Below are 16,299 nucleotides of genomic sequence, written 5' to 3'. Positions count from 1 at the left end.
GGGCGAATCGGCGGAGACTGCAAATTTGCATTCCAAATGCAAGATTGCACGCCATTCGAGTTGCCGTTCGCGGAGCGCTAGAGAGCCGGAGCGCGTTCCGTCATCTCGACGACTCTCCCGGCTCGAACGATCAGGTGGCTCGGAACCTCCATGGGAGGGCGCGCGTACCACCGGTTGCCGAGCGCGAGATGCGGTCCGCGGGGTGGTGCCGGCGCGACGGGTCGATCGACCCCCGCCCGCGGAACCGAAGCCGGGTCGAGGTGAGCTATCCTGCGTCGGCGTCAGTGCCGCGGGCCGTCGCCGCGAGGGAGGGGATCATGGGGGAGCCGCAACAGGGAGCCGGGTACGTGATCGCGCCCGAGGAGCGGGGCTTCGCCGTCTTGACGCATCTTTCGGGCCTGGCGGGCTACATCATCCCCTGCGGCGGGGTGCTGGTGCCGATCATCATCCTCCTGATGAAGAAGGACTCGAAGGTGATCTCGAGCATCGCCAAGCAGGCGCTCTTCCTCAACATCGGCGTCTTCCTGACGATCGCGGTCACCGCCGTGCTCTGGATCACCATCGTGCTGATTCCGCTCGTGATCCTGCTCTGGATCCTGCTGGCGCTGGCGGCGATCGCGCTGCCGATCGTCGGCGCGGTGAAGGCCTCGGACGGGAACTACTACCGCTACCCGCTGGTGGGTGTGTGGCCGAGGTGAGGGAGGGCTAGCGAGATCGTCATCCCCGCGCCGGCGGTTGACTCACCCCCGATACTCCGGGAAGTACCCTAGCTTCGGCGACCACTCGCGGCCGAGCTTCCGCTCGTTCTGCCGGCGGGAGTCGACCAAGCGCTCGTAGAGGTCGGGGAGCAGCACTCGCTTTCCCACGACGAAGGGCAGGGTGGACCCCGGCGCGAACGAGGCCTTGTACCTGAAGATCCCGTCGTCGGGCTCGTAGCCGCCGCCGAGCACGAAGCGAGCGAACCCGCGCTGCCGCAGCCAGAGCATGATCTCGAACTTCAGCAGGTCGTTCGGCCGCAGCTCGAACGCGTCCTGGTCGGTCCCGCCGAGGAGCGAGTACGCGGTGCTCGCGGAGAGGAGCACCAGCTCCGTCGAGACGACCCGCGAGCCGGCGATGGCGTGGAAATAAGCGAACTGTTCCGGGAGAACGCGATGGAGCGAGGCGAAGAACTCGGGGGAGAAGTAGTAGCCGGGGTCGGCGCCGCGCCGGTCCAGGGTCTGTCGGTAGATGCGAAGGAAGTCCTCGATCCGGGCTCCCGCGGGATCCACCTCGACGCGCACGTCGCTCCGCCTCGCCTTTTTGACGTTCTTCCGCACCTTGTGCTCGAAGTCCATCCACAGGGCCTCGGGATCCGGACGCAGATCCCGCACCACGTTCAGGAGCTTCTGCTCCGTCTCGCCGGGGTAGTCGAGGAGCGCTTCCCGGAAGAGCGAGAACCGGACGAACTCGCTGACGACGCCCTGCCGGACGGCCCAGCGGTCGAGCTCGGGCCAGAACCGCCTCGCGAGCGCTTTCGGGTCGTCGGCGTGCAGGAGATACGGACCGCCGTAACCGTAGGGGGTCACGATATCGAAGGTGGGTCCCTCGCCCGGGCTCCACCATTGCGCGGCGGAGAGGTCACGCAGGATGAACGGGTAGAGGACCGCCCCCTCGGCGCCCTGCCATGCGAGGCACGCCAGGCGCTCGGAGGCGTCCGAAAGGAACAGCCGCCCGTACCCCGGATGAGCCTGGACCTCCCGCTCCGGCCAGTCGCTCCACAGCCGAAGCCACTCCGCGAGATCCCCTGAATCGTCCGGGTCGAGGACGCGGGGACCGCTCCAATCTCGATCCGATCTCATCCCTTCATCCCCGAGCCAGGTCGTCCACGTACGTCGCGAGCGCGGTCGCGAGCGCGCTCGCCCGTTCGGGATCCATGTCCTGATGGACCGGCAAATTGAGAATGCGCCTTGAAAGCCAGAATGAAGCCGGGAACCGGTCCGCGGGAATCTCGCGGATCAGGGTGTGGTAGAGGCTCACCACGCCGAACCCGTGCTCGTTGGCGACGGCGTACAGCCGGTCCCGCGGCACGGTCCTCACCAGCACGGGAAGTGTCTGCGGGATCTCGCCGTCGCCGAGGTCGCCCCAGAGCGGATCCAGCCTCCCTCGCAGCGGCTCGATCATCCGCAAGAGCTCCCGGAAATTGTCGCGTCGCCGCGAGGCGATGGCGGCCAGATCGTAATCCCAGGGCGTTGCCCCATCGGGCGACCCGCCCACCACCGCCGCGAGGTGCGCCGCGCCGGGATTCAGCACGAGCAGTCCGCCGCCACCGACCGGCAGGAGCTTGTGCAGCGAGAAGATGCACGCGTCCCCCAGCCGCCCCGAGATTCCCCCGACGAGGTCGCTCAGCATGGAGTGAGCTTCGTCCTCGAGCACCAGCGCGCCGTGGCGTCGGGCCAGGCCGACCGCGTCCGCGTAGCCGGGTTCGACGCGGCCGAAGTAGTGAATCAGGACCAGCACGTCCGCCGCGCCTTCCCGGAGGACGCGCTCGAGATCGTCGACGTCGATCGAGAGCGTCTCGTCGACCCGGTAGAAGGCGAACGGAAGCCCCAGCTCCGCGATCGGATCGAAGACCCCCGAGCCCTCGCGCGGCGACCACCCGATGTAGGCCGGGAGGAGCACCCTTCCCTCCCGGCGACGAGCGACGGCCTCGAGGTAGGCGCGGAACGCGGAGCGTGCGTTGGCGAAGCGGAACCAGGGTCTGCGAAAGCGCTCCGGCTCGACGGCGATCTTCTCGACGATCATCGGGGACGTGGCTCCTGCGTCGGCGGCCGACGCGAGCGCGGCGGCGCGCTATCCGAGGCGCTCCAGGACCGTTCCCAGCTCGGCGCTCATCCGGCGGGACCTAACCAGCAGCGCGGCCCCCGCGATCGTGGCGACGGCGTCGTCGCCCCCCGTTGCGATGGCGAGAACGCGCCGCCCCGGGTCCAGCTCCCGCAGCAGGGCTCGGAGACCGTCGCGGCCGAGCGCGGTCGCTTCGGTCAGCCGGAACCAACGCGAGCCGAGGCGCCCCACCGTGTACCTCGCGTCGGGGCCGACCGCGTCGAACGCCGAGAAACCGAACTCGCGCTGGCTCGCCTCCGCCTGGGGCCATCCCGACACCGTCCAGCCTTCCGCCGTGCCCTCGTCGCCACGGAGCGGCACGTTCCAGAGGCTCGAGCGCTGGACGTCCCGGAGCCCCAGCCTCTCGTACCAGGACGCCGCCGAGGAGTTCTCCTCGAAGACGTCGAGGCTGAAGGTGCATCGGCCGCCGACGGACCATCCCTCGATCGCAGCCCTCAGGACCGCGGTCCCCACACCCCGACCCCGCGCCTCGCCGGCCACCGCGATGTAGTTGAGGAAGACGTCGGAAGCGCGGCGCCGCAGCTCCACGCACGCCGCGAGTCGCCCGTCGGTCTCCGCGACCGTGAAGACCGTGTCGGATCGGCCGCCGGCGACGCCGATCTGCTGCGCCACGTAGCGCGCGACCCCCGGGCACCCGTAGATCGTGGCGTCGACGAGCGAGGGACTGAACCCGGCGTGGAACAGCTCCACGATGGCCGGGGCGTCCTCCCGTCGTGCGGGACGCATGGCCACGTCGCTGCTCATGGGACCGTCGGCCCGCCGACCGGGCCTGGCGCGGACACGTCAGCCACTCTGCCGCGACGCTCCTCGTCGAGGTTGAGCATGGTCGATCGCGCGTCCACCACGACGCCGGACCGTCCGACCACCTTCCACAGCGTGATGAAGAGGATGCGCAGATCGAGCAGGAACGATCGATGCTCCACGTACCAGACGTCGTAGTCCAAGCGCTCGTTCCAAGACGACCGATTCCGACCGTGAATCTGGCTCCAGCCGGTGATCCCGGGGGGCACCTCGAAGCGCAGCCGCTCGTGGGTCGAATAGTACGGTAGGTATCGCATCAGCAGCGGTCGCGGCCCGACCAGCGACAGGTCGCCTCGAAGCACGTTCCAGAGCTCCGGCAGCTCGTCCAGGCTGAGCCGGCGCAGGAACCTCCCGAGTGGCGTGAGGCGCTCGGAATCCGGGAGGGGACGCCCATCGCGGTCGCTGCGATCGAGCATCGTCCTGAACTTCAGCATCGTGAAAGGGATCTCGCCGATGCCCGGTCGCACCTGCCGGAACAAAACGGGAGCGCCCATGAACCCACGGACGAGCAGCGCGATCGTCGCCAGAAGGGGGGACAACAGCACCAGGCCCGTCGCCGCAGCGGCGATGTCGAAGGACCTCTTCGCGAGGGTCGAGCCGGAGCGCCGAGATCTTAGGAGGAGACGCTCGTACTCGCGGTGGGTCGCCTTCCAGATGTCTTCAGGGCGAAAGTCCCGAAGCGTCCGCTCGCGCCCCGCCCGGCCGTGCTTCTGCCGCAGCCCCTCGTCCTCCAGGTACGTCGTGACCGCCGCAGCGAGAGCCGCGGGATCCCTCGGCGGAACGAGGGTGCCCGTGACGCCGTCCACGACCGCGTCGACGCAACCGGGGACGCGGCTCGCCACCACGGCGATCTGCATGGCGGCGGCCTCGATCGCCACGAGGCCGAACCCCTCGCGGTAGGTGGGGACGACGACCAGATCGAGGGCCGCATAGGCCGCCGGCATGTCGTCGATGTGCCCGGCGAGATGCACCCTCGGATCGGATCTGAGACCTTCCAGAAGGCCGCCGGGCAGCGGATCATGCGGCTCGGACTCGCCGATGAGCACGAGGTGCAGCGACGGCTGCCGATCGCGGAGCGATCTCCACGCCTCGCTGAGCTCGAGAATGCCCTTGTCCCGCACGAGGCGCCCCACGAAACCGAGGGTCACCGCGGCCGGCGACACCCCCAGCCGCTCCCGTGCCTCCCGGCGTGCCCGCGTATCGAACCGCGCGGGGTCGAAACGCGCCGCCGCGTCCACTCCGGCGATGCTCCCTGAGCAAAGGACCTTGATCTTCGCCGGGGGACAGATGCGATCCGCCACGACGACGTCACGGACCGACGGGCTCACGCAGAGCACCTGGTGCGCAAATCGCGACGAGACCCGCTCGGTCCACAGAAGCAGACGCCGTTTCGAGCCGCTTGCGGTGAGGTAGGGCAGGCCGTGAATGTGGTAGATCCTCGCGGGAACCTTGGCGAGCCAGGCACCGAGCGTCCCGACGAGTCCTCCCTTCGGGGTGTGGGAATGGACGATGTCGGGAGCCAGCCGGTGAAGCAGTTTCGCCATCGCCCACAGCGCCCGGAAATCCCGGAACGGCGTGATGCGCCTCGGCATCGCCACCTTGTGGGCGGGAACCTCCTGATCGCGCCCGAACGCGTTGAGCGCCGGGCCACCGGAGGACACGACCTGGGCGGCGATGCCGCGACGCCCCGAGTAGGCGATCTGTCCGGCCAGGAAGCCGAGAGTCTCCGGCACGCTCGTGACGTGGACGATCGTCGCGCCAGTTGCCTTCGAATCGGGAATCCCCATGGCGCACGAAGGGTAGACCGTGGGCCTGCGGAGGGTCAAACACGGAAACGCTCGCGAACGACCTCTCAGACGCGCCGCGCCGCATCGCGACGCCACCGCTCCGTTCGATCCCGGACCTCGCCGTAGAACGCCGCGCGACGGGCCGCGCCCATGTCCTCGCGGTAGCCTGAAGCGGTCTCGAGGTTTGCGAGCGACATCGCCGCTCGCCGCTCCGGCGACGCGATCACCTCCTCCAGTTTCCGCGCCAGCGCGGGGGCGTCGTTGGGAGGCACGGTGTCAGCCGCCGGCAAGAGCTCCGGGATTCCTCCGACCGCCGTCGCGACGCACGGCAGCCCTCGCGCCATGGCCTCGAGAAGGGCTCTCGGGAGCCCCTCGGTGCGGGACGGGAGGACGAAGAGATCCCCCCGATCGAGCTCCTCTCGCACGGCCGCTCCCGACGCGAGCTGCCCGATGAAGCGGGCCCGCTCCAAGAGACCCAGCTTCGCAGCCTGTTCCTCGAGCGCCCCTCGGTAGCGTCCGTCCCCCACCAGGGTCGCCTCGAGACTCAGACCCTTGCCCGCACACATCGCCAGGGCGTCCAGGAGCACGTCCGCGCCCTTGTACATCTGCGCCAAGGCCCCCACGAAGACGATTCGAAACGGGCGACCTTCGGGCGAGAGGGAGCGGGGCGACGCCACGAACGCTTCCGGAGGGAGCTCGACGTCCGAGTAGTGAGTCGAGAATGCCCCGGGCGACGCCGGATAACGTCTTTGCAGCACCATCGACGTGACGTAGGCCACGGCGCTCGCCCAGGCGCATTGCTGGCGGAGCTGCCGCGTCACCCAGTAGCGGAGGAAGGGCCGCAGCGGGTGACTAACGACACCTGGTGCAAGAACCTCGTAGGGATCCCCGACGACACGCACGCCGTACGGGTAGCGACGTTCTCGGAGTGCGAGCGCGAGCGTCGCCGCCACCTGCGACCCGCCGCGGAACGCGACGGCATCGCCGGGCTCGAAGGCGCGCCGGATCGCGGCGCGGACCCGCTGTGCGCGAAGTAGATACTGCCCGACGCCCACGTAGTTCGGGACCGGGGCAAACGTCACGCCAGGCCCATCGACGCGAGTCGAGTTAGAGCGTCTTTCTGGTATGTCCTTGACGCGAGCCAATACCCGGATACTGTCGAAGACCTTCGGGCGCTGGATCAAGAAAGGGTACGAAAAGGCGCCTTCTGTCCAGACGGTGCCGTCGGGCGTGCGCTGGAACCGATATTCGAGGAGCATGAGTAGTCGCATTACGAGAACCGTCTCCCTCAACAGGGTCCTGACCGCCCATTGTCAGCGAAAGGCCAGCGTGACAAGCAGACTTCGCGACGCGCCTTGGTCCGGCCGCGCAATGCTCCGAAATAGATCATCTGGCCCTTCTCGCTGCTTGCTGGGCAATGAGGGGGGTGTCGACACCTGCTGACTCTCAAAAACCCCGCCGCGCTCGCCGGGAAATCCTGTACGTCTGGAGCACCAACGCCATGCAGTAAGGAAGAAACCCGTACCAGAGCAAGGCCCGGAAGACGACGATGCTCTCGCTGCGGGGGAAGAAGAGCAGGAATGCCAGGAAGCTCGCGAGCATTGCGGATCGGGCGGGTCGGTCACCCCATTCTGCCCAAACGACGATGCGGACGAGGAGGAATCCCATGATCATGAACAGCAGCGGGGTCCCGGGCCACCCGAAATTCGCGTAGGCTTCCGCGATAAAAGAAAAGCCAAGGCCACCACCGACTTGGGCCAAGAGCGGCTCGACGGTCTGCACCAGCCATACGGCATAAATCCCATGGCCCATGGCCGGGTGAACGTCCCAAAAGAGGTTCGGAATCACGGCCAGTGCCGCGTACATGTAACCCGCGCCCATATCGAATGGCCGGCTGGCAGGGACTAGTTCAAGCGTATGAGCCACTGTGCGGAGTGACCCGCCCATCTCCGAGACGACGGCGGCGACTGGGTTGTCGATGGAAGAGAAGCTGTCGACGAGAACAGGAGCAGAAAGGCGTGCCTCGCCAGCAATACCCCGGGTCTCTCGGATGAGAGGAAAAGCGACGAAGAGGACGGCAAAGCTCGCGACAGCGATGACCAATGGGGGTAAGCGACGGATCCACCGGTGAAACAGCCAGGCTGCTGCCACCAGCGGATACGCGCCTCCGCCGCGGGCGCCGAGGAAGAAGGAAACCAGGGCGTAGCCGATGATCACGATTACCGAGATGGCGGCCGTGCGCGGGCGGTGCTTGCTCCCCGCCAGAAGGAAGAGGGCCGACGGGACCAGGAAGGCCGCTAGGACCTGAGGTGCGGCCGCGACACCGAAGACCGAATCCTGCTGGTAGAGGGCAAAATAGCCGCTCGCCATCACCACCGAGACCGCCTTACTCAGTTGAATCAGCGCAGGAGCGAGCGAGACCACGAGGAGGGCGACGCCCACCAGCCGCAGGTCGCCCTGGGATGGCTCAGACGAACCGTCGGGACGTCCGCCCCGACCCTGCGGTTGGATTCGCGACCTCGCGAGACATGCCAGAGCCCCGAGGTGAAGGGAGGAGAGGCCGATTGCCACCAACAGCAATGCACTGAGCGTGGTGTCGGCGGGAAACATCCCGTCCAAAATGCCGTTCCTGTTGAGCCCGAAGACCTCAAGAATTGGCTGGCCGGCGTTGAATAGCGTCCCGGAGATGAAGACGAGGCAATAAGGATCGAAGAGGGAGCCGGTGAGAGCCCGCCACGACCAAAGCGACCAAATCAACAGGCCGAGCAGGAGAACCGATGTCGGATAGATCGCGCGCTCGGGATCCAGCGACGTCGTTCGGTAAATCCCGACGAGTGCGAGGACGAACAGAAGCACGCAGAACTGCACCACAAGACAGCTGTGACCAAGTCGGCGAGCGTCTTTAGCGGTCACGATGGCTCTGTCCACCGCGAGGACGTGGCAGAGTCCCCGAGCGAGGTCCCAGAAACTGGATCGAACCGGCGGTAGATGTCTCGAAGTGCGTCCGGTGAGCGACCCTGCCATACAGTCCGATGCGCCTCCGCGCAAACGCGAATCGAGAAAGGACTGCGCAATATAGCCTCCGGGCCATCACGAGAGCGCCGCGCCTCTTTGGACAAAGCAGCCGCGACGGACGCCCATTCCGCGTCCGATGCGGCCAACGGAAGGAGTCGTACGGACTCGAAGAAGTCCGCCACCTCACGATTCGGCGCGATGTCGCTTGCAAGGACCGGAAGATCCGCGGCGCACGCCTCCAGCAGGACTCCGGGGAGCCCTTCCCAGGTGGACGGGAATATCATGAGATCGGATCCCAGCATAAGGCGTGGCACGTCGCTCCGAAGGCCCAGGAAGAGTACTTTGGATTGGAGACCCAGGCGCGTGACATCGCGGTGGATCACCTCCTCGAGTTGGTTTCCGCCACGACCGACCAGAAGTAGCCAGGTGTTGCCCTCGAGACGGGACAACTCCAGAAAAATGCGGACCAGTCTCGTGTGGTTCTTCGGGCGGTCGAGACGTCCGACGTGGATCACAACGCGCGCGTTGTCGGGAATACGCAGTTCCCTCCGAAGACCGTCCTTGTCAGGCGTGGCTGCGTACGGCGCTGGATCGAGCCCGTTGAAGACGATCTCGCGTCGTCCGTCGGAGCCCCAATCGGGCCCCCAGGCTGCTTCCATCACTGCCTTTCCGTTCGCAAGGACGTGAGTTGCATCCCGTTCGATCAGTCGCCGCATCCATTTCCTTTGAATTCGGCGTCGGAGGGTATCGGGCTGGCCGTCCGTGGTGCTGCGAAAGTGCGCGATGCGGACCGGCACCCCTGCGCGCTTTGCAAGGGCTAGCACGTAACCCGAGAAGTAGTGGACATGGGACTGCACCACGTCGACGCCCTCGCGCGCGATTAGATGGCGGAAGCGCAAGGGGAAGAGTGGCCCGAGACGGCAACGATGCACAGATCCACCGAGCGCGCGAATCTCGTCGTCGAGGTCCCCGGCCAGTCCGCTCAGCACGCAGAACTTGAGTTGGAACTCGCTGCGATTGGTTCGACGCATGATTTCGAGCGTCCGGAGTTCGGCACCGCCGCGATTCATCTGGCCGAACACCTGCAGCACGCGTATGGGGATTGACGCGGGGTTCATGGCTCGCGCAGAGTCTGTTGCAGCTTCCCTTCGCGGCTCCTCGGTAGCGCGTCAACGTACGTCACGCTGAACCGCGCCGGCCCGAGGAATTCCCGAAGGGTGGCCCTGAGACGATCGTCCCGATCTGGACTCATTCGATCCCCGAGCAGGCGGATGTCGATCGAGCAATCGGAGTGACCTACGATCTGGAACTGTCGAACCTCATGGAACTCCTTGAAGAGGTGATTCCAGTACAGACAACTTACCGTCCGCCCGTCGGGTAACCGGATGAGCCCGGCCGAGCGCCCTTCCAGATGTTTCAAGGCCACGATGCCCGACTCGTTCTCGGAGTGGGCGTCGCTTCGACCGATATCACCGATGTCGTAGCGGAGGAACGGTGTGCCGCGACAGACGGTGCTCGTGAAAACAAGCCTGCCGGATTCTCCGGGTGATACCCGTTTGCCGTCGTCGTCCACGATTTCCGGGAGCACCCAGGGTCGGAGCACGCGCAGCGACCTCCCGCGGTCCCACTGATAGGCCATCGCCCCAAGCTCACGGCCGCCATAGAGATTGCGGATGGGCACGTCGAACGCCCGCTCGAAAAGAGCCGACTGCGGCTCGTAGAGCATCTCGCCCCCGTTCCAGGCGGTTCGGACGTGGTGGGACGGCGCTCCATCACCTCTCGCGAGGGTTTCACGGGCGACGAACTCGAGCATGCTCGAGAATCCGAAGACCGCCACGGTCCGATGTCTCCGCAGCAGACCGAGAAAGGCGTCGACCGTTCCCTGGTCCAGAGCGTAGCCGTCCACCATCCAGTCATTTCGAAGCCTCGACGATACCTGATTGCGGAGGGACCGCTGCTTGCCGATATCTCGCTCCGAACCCCACACGCCCACGGTGGCCATTCCCGGCGTCCACCCGAACTTCAGCCGGCAATAGAGGCGCGTTGCCGTGGTGGCCCTAAGCATGCCGCGGTCGTGAAGATAGGGGGTCGGCTCGCCCGTTGACCCTCCCGTGGCGGACACAACGCCCTCTAGGCCCATGCGCCGGATCATCTCGGAGGGATTGAACCTTGTCCTCAAGTCTTCCTTCTGCAGGATCGGAAGCGAAGGCCAGAGTCGCCAGAGGTCCTCGGGCTCGGTGATCTTCGCTGCATCCTTCCACTCGGGAAGCGCGTCGGGCCTGGAAGCGAAATGACGAACCTGGCCGAGAAGACGGCCCGCCATGTCGCGTCGGGCTGCATCGGGTCGCAATTCCAGAAAGCGGTCGGTGTCCGCCCACCACGACGCGAGGTCGCGAAAACGGAAATAGGTCTTCCAGAGTGCGGCGCTCAGCATGCCGCCTTCTCGCTGACTTGCTTCTCGCAGTGCTGGCGCCATCCCTTGGGGGGGAGGAACGCGCGACCGTGGCGGCGTGCCAGATCCTCGGGGGAAATCCGTGTCCCGTCGAGAACGACGCTCACGTCCGAGGGCGAGAAGGTCGCCAGAGGGTACCGGAACTGGGAAAACGCCTCGCGGACGATCGGCACCGCCATCGGATCGAGGCCCATCAAGCCGGCATGAGCCCATTCGAGTGCCGCGACGTTGATCCCGAACGTCAGGAGCCCGAGCGGAACCGGCGTCGGGGCCAGCGGGCCTTCTCCCTCGCCGGCCACGATGGCATCGGTCAGGGTGAGGACCGCGCGCTGCGCGGCGTCGGCCAGGCCGCCATCCGCGCGGCCGTAGTGCAGGATCCGCTGGATGTCGAGGCTCATCCTCCAGACCGTATCGTTCCCGTACCACGAGCCTTCGAAATCCACGTCCTGTCCGAGAGAGGACGCGTAGAGCTTCAGCGTCGAGACGAGCTTCGCCAGCGAGTACCGGGCGACCCGGCTGTCCGTGTGATTCATCGCGTCGAGGACGTCTTCCGCCCAACTCTTGATCAGCGAACGCTCCCGATAGCAATCGCCTCCGACTGTCGAATTGCCTTTTCGATGGTGAGGAAGGGACGCCTTGCTACCGTTGATCCCGACCGCATTCTTGAGGGCCCCGGTGATCGCCGCCTTCTTGTGCGTCTTCAGCTTCGGGAGATTGAAGACGACCTCGGCCTCCAACGCCTCGCGCGCGATCAGGTAACGATGACGCCCGGGCGCGTGCGTCTCCTGCATCCTGCCCGGATCGTACATCGTGACGCGCAGCCGATCGGCGGTCCCCGCAAGGGGCTCGAGCAGGCTGTCGCACCCAAGGTCGAACTGGACGTAGTCCGCTGCGGACCTACCGGTTTCGCGCAGACGACTCCAGGACCGCGCGCCGACCAGCTCCGTGAGCCGAAAGTCGCGAACGACGAGATCAGGTAGGGTCCGTTGATACCGCTCGACGATCTCGTCGATTCCGACCGCGGTCGCCAGAGCATGGAAATCGCACCCCTGGACCGGCGCGTCGCCGATGACGACCCGGCCGGGCCTAACTTGGGCGAGGTAGGGGAGAAAGGACTCGATCACGCTGACATGGGTAACCAGGGACTCGAGTCCCGAGCCGGAGTGATTCTCGTGTAGGACCCAGTTCGGCTTGAGCAAGACGGAGGCGCCGGCGCGGACGATCTCCCGCAGAGGTTTCCACTCCGCGGTGCCGTACCTCGCTCGATCCAGCCCCGCGTGCCGGAGGAGCTGCCGAAGTGCTATCGCCGCGGCCGTTGACGCGCGGCCCGACGGTAGCTCGGGCGCAGCAACGGATTCCGCGGCGTCGTAACCGTGTCCCGGCGCCACGGCGCAGTGCACGACGTTCGGTTCGAGGATGGTATCGACCATGATCTAAGCCGCATCCGATGAGGGCACAGCCCGGGACGAACCGGCACCGCGCGTCAGGCGCCCCATGAATATGAGTGCGTAGGCCAGCGTGGCGAAAAGCGACACGAGGACGAGCGCCCACGCCGCCCCTTCCAGGCCGAGAATCGGAATCATAGCGTAATTTGACGCCAGGACCACGACGAGCGATGCGAGGTGGACATAGGACTGTCCCCGAAACCAGCGAGTGGCCGTCACCGCCCCGCCAAGCACGCTGCCGACGTAGACGATCGCCGCGGCGGCCATGAGGATCGTGAAGACCCGCGGGTAAGCCGCGTATTCCGGACGGTAGAGGATTCTCAAGATCCAGGTTCCACCGAAGATCGCCACGACGATCCCGCCGCCGCCCAGCGCCAGGCACACGACGACCTGGCGGTTCACGAGACGGCGCAGGGAATCGCGGTCGCCGGTCGCGTAACAGCGGGCCATTCGCGGACTCGTCGACTGCGCCATCGCGGCGACGATCGTATTGCCGGCGACCAGGAGATAAGCCATCGCCGCGTAGTAGGCGAGCTGCTTCTCCCCGAGGAGGTGCTCGATGAAATACCGCGGGATGTTCGCGTTGAGGGAAACGAGCATCGTCACGAATCCGAGCGGGAGGGCAGTGAGTGCCAGGCGCCGTAACGTCGACGGGTCCCAACGCACGCCCGGCCCGTGCGCTCCGTTAGGCGCGGAACGGAGGATCCAGATGGCGTTGGGAACGTCATACGCGGCAAGGACCGCCGCCCAGGAGACCGCGAGCGCGATCACGCCAACGAAAACGCTCCGGGAAAGGTAGGTGGCCACGGCGAGGACCGTGACGGACACGGTACCCTTGATCATCATGGAAACGGCGATTCGGTCCATGCGCTCGCGATGCTGCATGAGGCCGTAGAGCACATCGCTCACCGATTCGAACGCCTTCGCGATACCCATCGAGATGAGCACTGCTGCGGTCCCGATCCTGTACCCCGACGCCAGGGCGATCGCGATCACCGCGAGGAGCGCGACCCCCGTGAGCACGAGCCGGAGGCCGACGTAATCTCCGAATAGAAACTCCTCCGCCGCGTCCGTCGCCTGCACCGCGCGCAACTGCAGGTTCGTGAACATGAACACGGGGGCCGTGACCGCCAGTCCAAGGGCGAACTGTCCGACGTCCTCCGGGCTCACCAGCTTGGCGAGCACGACCAGCATCCCCCACTGGCATCCCGCGTAGACGAGATTGCCTGCGAGCGTCCACGAGAAGTTCCGGCGCAAGCTCAGCGGCCGAATCTCGCGGTCGCCGTCGGGGGAGCGATCGAGGCACATCGACGGGAAGTGTAGCAGGAGGAGGGGACCCCTCGAAGCCGACGAGACAGGTCATCGCCATCGCTCGAGGTTTGCCTGCGCACTCGCGGGGCGGGAGAATGCTCTACTTTGAAGGCGAGCAACATGCCGCAACGACGGTTCCGGACCGCTGCCCCCCTGGTGGCCGTCATTCTCTTTTCTGCCTCGGGCGAGTCGGCGCGCAGTAAGGCCGGGCCGGAGACGCCAGTCCTCCCGTCGGGGCAGACATCGGCCGCCTCGTCGCCGACGGCCCCGGGCACCCCGCCGCTCACCGACGTCCAACTCGGTCAAGTCCTTAGCGACCGGGCGAAATGGGGGAACAATCGGCTGGGAATCACGGACGAGATCCCGCCACCCTGGGCGCCGATATCCGCCTCGGGAGGGAAAGTCGGGTGCTGGGGGCGATCGTACGATTTCCTTGGCAGCCTGTTCCCAAGGCAAGTGACCTCCCAAAAGAGCGAGATCCTCGCTGGGCCTATCACGTTGGTGGGCAAGATCGGGGGCAGGGACCTCGTTTTCCAGACGGCAGACCACCAGGCGATAACGCCTGCGCGGAACCAGGTGGATCTCGACTCCGTCACCGTCGCTGCCGGCGTGACGGTCCGTGTGACATCGCACCTCGAGTACGACGGCTGCATCAAGATCACACTCAGCCTGAGTCCCGAGACGAAACCGGTCGTCCTGGAAGGGCTGGAGCTACGCATCCCGTTCAAGGCCGAGCGTGCGCTCTACTACCACTGGTTCGAGGCGTCTCGCGACCCGCGCCTCACCAACGCCGGAGAGCTTCCGGCCGGGGGGCTCAAGAGCCACTTCAAGCCGCTGCTCTGGCTCGGGGACGACGATCGCGGCCTCTGCTGGTTCGCGGAATCGCCGAAGGACTGGCAGGTCGCCGACAAGGAGTCGGTCCTGTCGGTCGAGCCCGGGAACGGTGCCACGGTCGTTCGCGTGCGGATGATGGATCGCCCGTTCGCGCTCGCGAAGCCTTGGCAGACGGTGTTCGGGTTGATGGCCACCCCCGCCCGCCCGATGCCGCCCGGCTGGCGCGACCTCATGGTCCCGCTGAACGTGACCAATCCGTGGCATGCCTGGGCGCCAGGATTCAACAATCTCTCCGGCAGCGACGACCCGGGAACTCTCTACCCCAGGGACCCGGCGGCCATGAAGGCGTGGGTCGAGCGGACCCGGGAGCGGGGCGAGAGGGCTCCCTTCTATCCGACCACCGAGGCCACAAAGGTGGTCCCATACTCCGCGGTCGTGTTCTGGACGGGGAAGTACCGAGACGGGACGCCGTCGCCGGAGATCCAGGTCTTCGGACCCGAGTGGTCGAGCAAGCCGCAGAGGGAGGGGCCGCGACCCGACCCGGTCGAGCAGATCCCGCTCAAGGAGGAATACGGCGTCTGCCCAAGCTCCAGCTTCGCCCAGTTCTACATCTACCAGCTCGACCGGCTGATCGACGAGACCGGCATCGACGGGCTCTACATCGACGGCTCGTGGTGGTTCTGCTCCAACAAGCTGCACGGGTGCGGCTACGAGGACGACCAGGGGAAGTGGCAGCCGCAGTACAACATCTGGGCGTTCCGGGAGCTGTTCAAGCGGATCTACTGCCTGTTCTACCAGAAACACAAGGACCCGCTCCTGTTCGTCCACACGTCCAGCTGGCTCGCGATCCCGAGCCTGTCGTTCGCCCACCTGATGCTCGACGGCGAGCAGTACCACGACCCTGGGCAGAAGGTCGAGGACCACTTCATGGACGTGGTCCCGCTCGACAAGTGGCGGGCGGAGCACACCGGGAAGCAGTGGGGGCCGGCGCCGTTCATCCTGCCGGACATCCCGTCGGAGTTCGCGAAGGGGGAGGCGGCGACGCGCGAGCTGCTGATGCTCACGAACCTGCACGACACGGGGATCTTTCCGGGGAACCTGAATCTCCGCCTGGCGATGCGGAACTACCAGGCGAAGCGGCTGTTCGGCGTGGCCGATAGCGAGTTTCGCGGGTACTGGGGGGACCGGTCGTGGGTCGCCTGCGACACGCCGGGGGGGCTCGTGAGCGTGTATCGCAAGCCGGACGGGAGCCGCGCGTTGCTCGTCGTGGGGAACACGTCGAAGGCGGACGGATCGGTCGCGGTGAGGCCGTTGCTCGAGGGGTTGAAGCTGAAGGGGAAGGTCGACGCCGGGGTCGACCTCGAGACGGGGGAGAGGGTCCCGCTCGAGGGCGGCGCGTTGGCCGTGCCGGTCAAGGGGCGGGACTTCCGCCTCGTCGCACTACCGTTTTATGCGCCGCCGCCGATCACGGCGGGGGATCTCGCCGCGTCCGCCGTAGCGGCGCTGCCGAACCCCGGGTTCGAGGACGATCTCGACGGCTGGCAGGTGGTGCCGGTCCAGGGGAACGAGGGCTCGGTGGAAGCCGACACCGCCACGAAGTCCTCGGGCAAGGCCTCGTGTCACCTCCATACGGGCCCAACTCGACGCCGCGATCATCGGCGGCAAGCTGTACCTCGCCGCCTACGCCCTCCGCCTCGGTGCCACCGGCCTCACGTTCTTCGATGACGACGTGACCGAATTCTTCTCGCCGCATGCGGCTGGCAAGAGCGTGATG

At 66.5% G+C, this 16,299-nt stretch carries 12 protein-coding genes; 2 read left to right on the top strand and 10 right to left on the bottom strand.

The annotated features are described in order from the left end of the window. Nucleotides 1–317 precede the first annotated feature (317 nt). Nucleotides 318–698 carry a DUF4870 domain-containing protein gene (locus tag LAO51_12035; GenBank protein MBZ5639466.1) on the top strand — a complete coding sequence of 127 codons (381 nt, stop codon included), beginning with the start codon at nt 318–320 and terminating at the stop codon, nt 696–698. Nucleotides 699–740: 42 nt separating this feature from the next. On the opposite strand, the gene LAO51_12030 is transcribed toward LAO51_12035, so the two are convergent. The 10 genes from LAO51_12030 to LAO51_11985 all read right to left on the bottom strand — a co-directional run bounded on the left by LAO51_12030 (nt 741) and on the right by LAO51_11985 (nt 13,688). Beyond that, the gene (locus LAO51_12030) at nt 741–1,838 is read right to left on the bottom strand and encodes a GNAT family N-acetyltransferase (protein ID MBZ5639465.1); all 1,098 of its coding nucleotides are present in this window, start codon (nt 1,836–1,838) and stop codon (nt 741–743) included. Between the two features lie 4 nt (nt 1,839–1,842). Beyond that, nucleotides 1,843–2,781 carry a DegT/DnrJ/EryC1/StrS family aminotransferase gene (locus LAO51_12025; GenBank protein ID MBZ5639464.1) on the bottom strand — a complete coding sequence of 313 codons (939 nt, stop codon included), beginning with the start codon at nt 2,779–2,781 and terminating at the stop codon, nt 1,843–1,845. A gap of 48 nt (nt 2,782–2,829) precedes the next feature. Further along, on the bottom strand, nt 2,830–3,624 hold the full coding sequence (locus LAO51_12020) for a GNAT family N-acetyltransferase (protein MBZ5639463.1): 795 nt from the start codon (nt 3,622–3,624) through the stop codon (nt 2,830–2,832). Beyond that, complete coding sequence (locus LAO51_12015) at nt 3,621–5,507, bottom strand: sugar transferase (protein MBZ5639462.1); 1,887 nt, start codon at nt 5,505–5,507, stop codon at nt 3,621–3,623. The genes LAO51_12020 and LAO51_12015 overlap by 4 nt, the downstream gene beginning before the upstream one ends. A 26-nt stretch (nt 5,508–5,533) precedes the next feature. After that, entirely contained in the window at nt 5,534–6,739 is a 1,206-nt protein-coding gene (locus LAO51_12010; protein ID MBZ5639461.1) for a glycosyltransferase family 4 protein, read from the bottom strand. A gap of 175 nt (nt 6,740–6,914) precedes the next feature. Continuing rightward, nucleotides 6,915–8,381: an O-antigen polysaccharide polymerase Wzy family protein gene (locus tag LAO51_12005; GenBank protein MBZ5639460.1), complete on the bottom strand. Its 1,467-nt coding sequence runs from the start codon at nt 8,379–8,381 to the stop codon at nt 6,915–6,917. Further along, on the bottom strand, nt 8,378–9,574 hold the full coding sequence (locus LAO51_12000; GenBank protein ID MBZ5639459.1) for a glycosyltransferase: 1,197 nt from the start codon (nt 9,572–9,574) through the stop codon (nt 8,378–8,380). The genes LAO51_12005 and LAO51_12000 overlap by 4 nt, the downstream gene beginning before the upstream one ends. Nucleotides 9,575–9,597: 23 nt before the next feature. Beyond that, nucleotides 9,598–10,917 (bottom strand): hypothetical protein, encoded by a 1,320-nt coding sequence (locus tag LAO51_11995; GenBank protein MBZ5639458.1) that lies wholly within the window; start codon nt 10,915–10,917, stop codon nt 9,598–9,600. Then, nucleotides 10,911–12,365: a DUF362 domain-containing protein gene (locus LAO51_11990; protein ID MBZ5639457.1), complete on the bottom strand. Its 1,455-nt coding sequence runs from the start codon at nt 12,363–12,365 to the stop codon at nt 10,911–10,913. The genes LAO51_11995 and LAO51_11990 overlap by 7 nt, the downstream gene beginning before the upstream one ends. Before the next feature lie 3 nt (nt 12,366–12,368). Further along, a complete protein-coding gene (locus LAO51_11985; GenBank protein MBZ5639456.1) occupies nt 12,369–13,688 on the bottom strand; it encodes an oligosaccharide flippase family protein in 1,320 nt (439 codons plus the stop codon). A 123-nt stretch (nt 13,689–13,811) separates the two neighbouring features. Here LAO51_11985 and LAO51_11980 point away from each other — a divergent pair, with 123 nt between their 5' ends. Then, the gene (locus tag LAO51_11980; protein ID MBZ5639455.1) at nt 13,812–16,250 is read left to right on the top strand and encodes a DUF6067 family protein; all 2,439 of its coding nucleotides are present in this window, start codon (nt 13,812–13,814) and stop codon (nt 16,248–16,250) included. Nucleotides 16,251–16,299: the final 49 nt, after the last annotated feature.

It is taken from the genome of Terriglobia bacterium (genome assembly GCA_020073205.1).
Lineage (GTDB): Bacteria > Acidobacteriota > Polarisedimenticolia > Polarisedimenticolales > JAIQFR01 > JAIQFR01.
Note: the sequence above shows the minus strand (reverse complement) of the source record. Positions and strands in the feature narration are given on the sequence as shown.

Coding starts and splice junctions, on each gene's coding strand:
- LAO51_12035 (MBZ5639466.1), top strand. CDS start 318: ATGGGGGAGCCGCAACAGGGAGCCGGGTACGTGATCGCGCCCGAGGAG.
- LAO51_12025 (MBZ5639464.1), bottom strand. CDS start 2,781: ATGATCGTCGAGAAGATCGCCGTCGAGCCGGAGCGCTTTCGCAGACCC.
- LAO51_12020 (MBZ5639463.1), bottom strand. CDS start 3,624: ATGAGCAGCGACGTGGCCATGCGTCCCGCACGACGGGAGGACGCCCCG.
- LAO51_11990 (MBZ5639457.1), bottom strand. CDS start 12,365: ATGGTCGATACCATCCTCGAACCGAACGTCGTGCACTGCGCCGTGGCG.
- LAO51_12030 (MBZ5639465.1), bottom strand. CDS start 1,838: ATGAGATCGGATCGAGATTGGAGCGGTCCCCGCGTCCTCGACCCGGAC.
- LAO51_12010 (MBZ5639461.1), bottom strand. CDS start 6,739: ATGCGACTACTCATGCTCCTCGAATATCGGTTCCAGCGCACGCCCGAC.
- LAO51_11980 (MBZ5639455.1), top strand. CDS start 13,812: ATGCCGCAACGACGGTTCCGGACCGCTGCCCCCCTGGTGGCCGTCATT.
- LAO51_11995 (MBZ5639458.1), bottom strand. CDS start 10,917: ATGCTGAGCGCCGCACTCTGGAAGACCTATTTCCGTTTTCGCGACCTC.
- LAO51_11985 (MBZ5639456.1), bottom strand. CDS start 13,688: ATGTGCCTCGATCGCTCCCCCGACGGCGACCGCGAGATTCGGCCGCTG.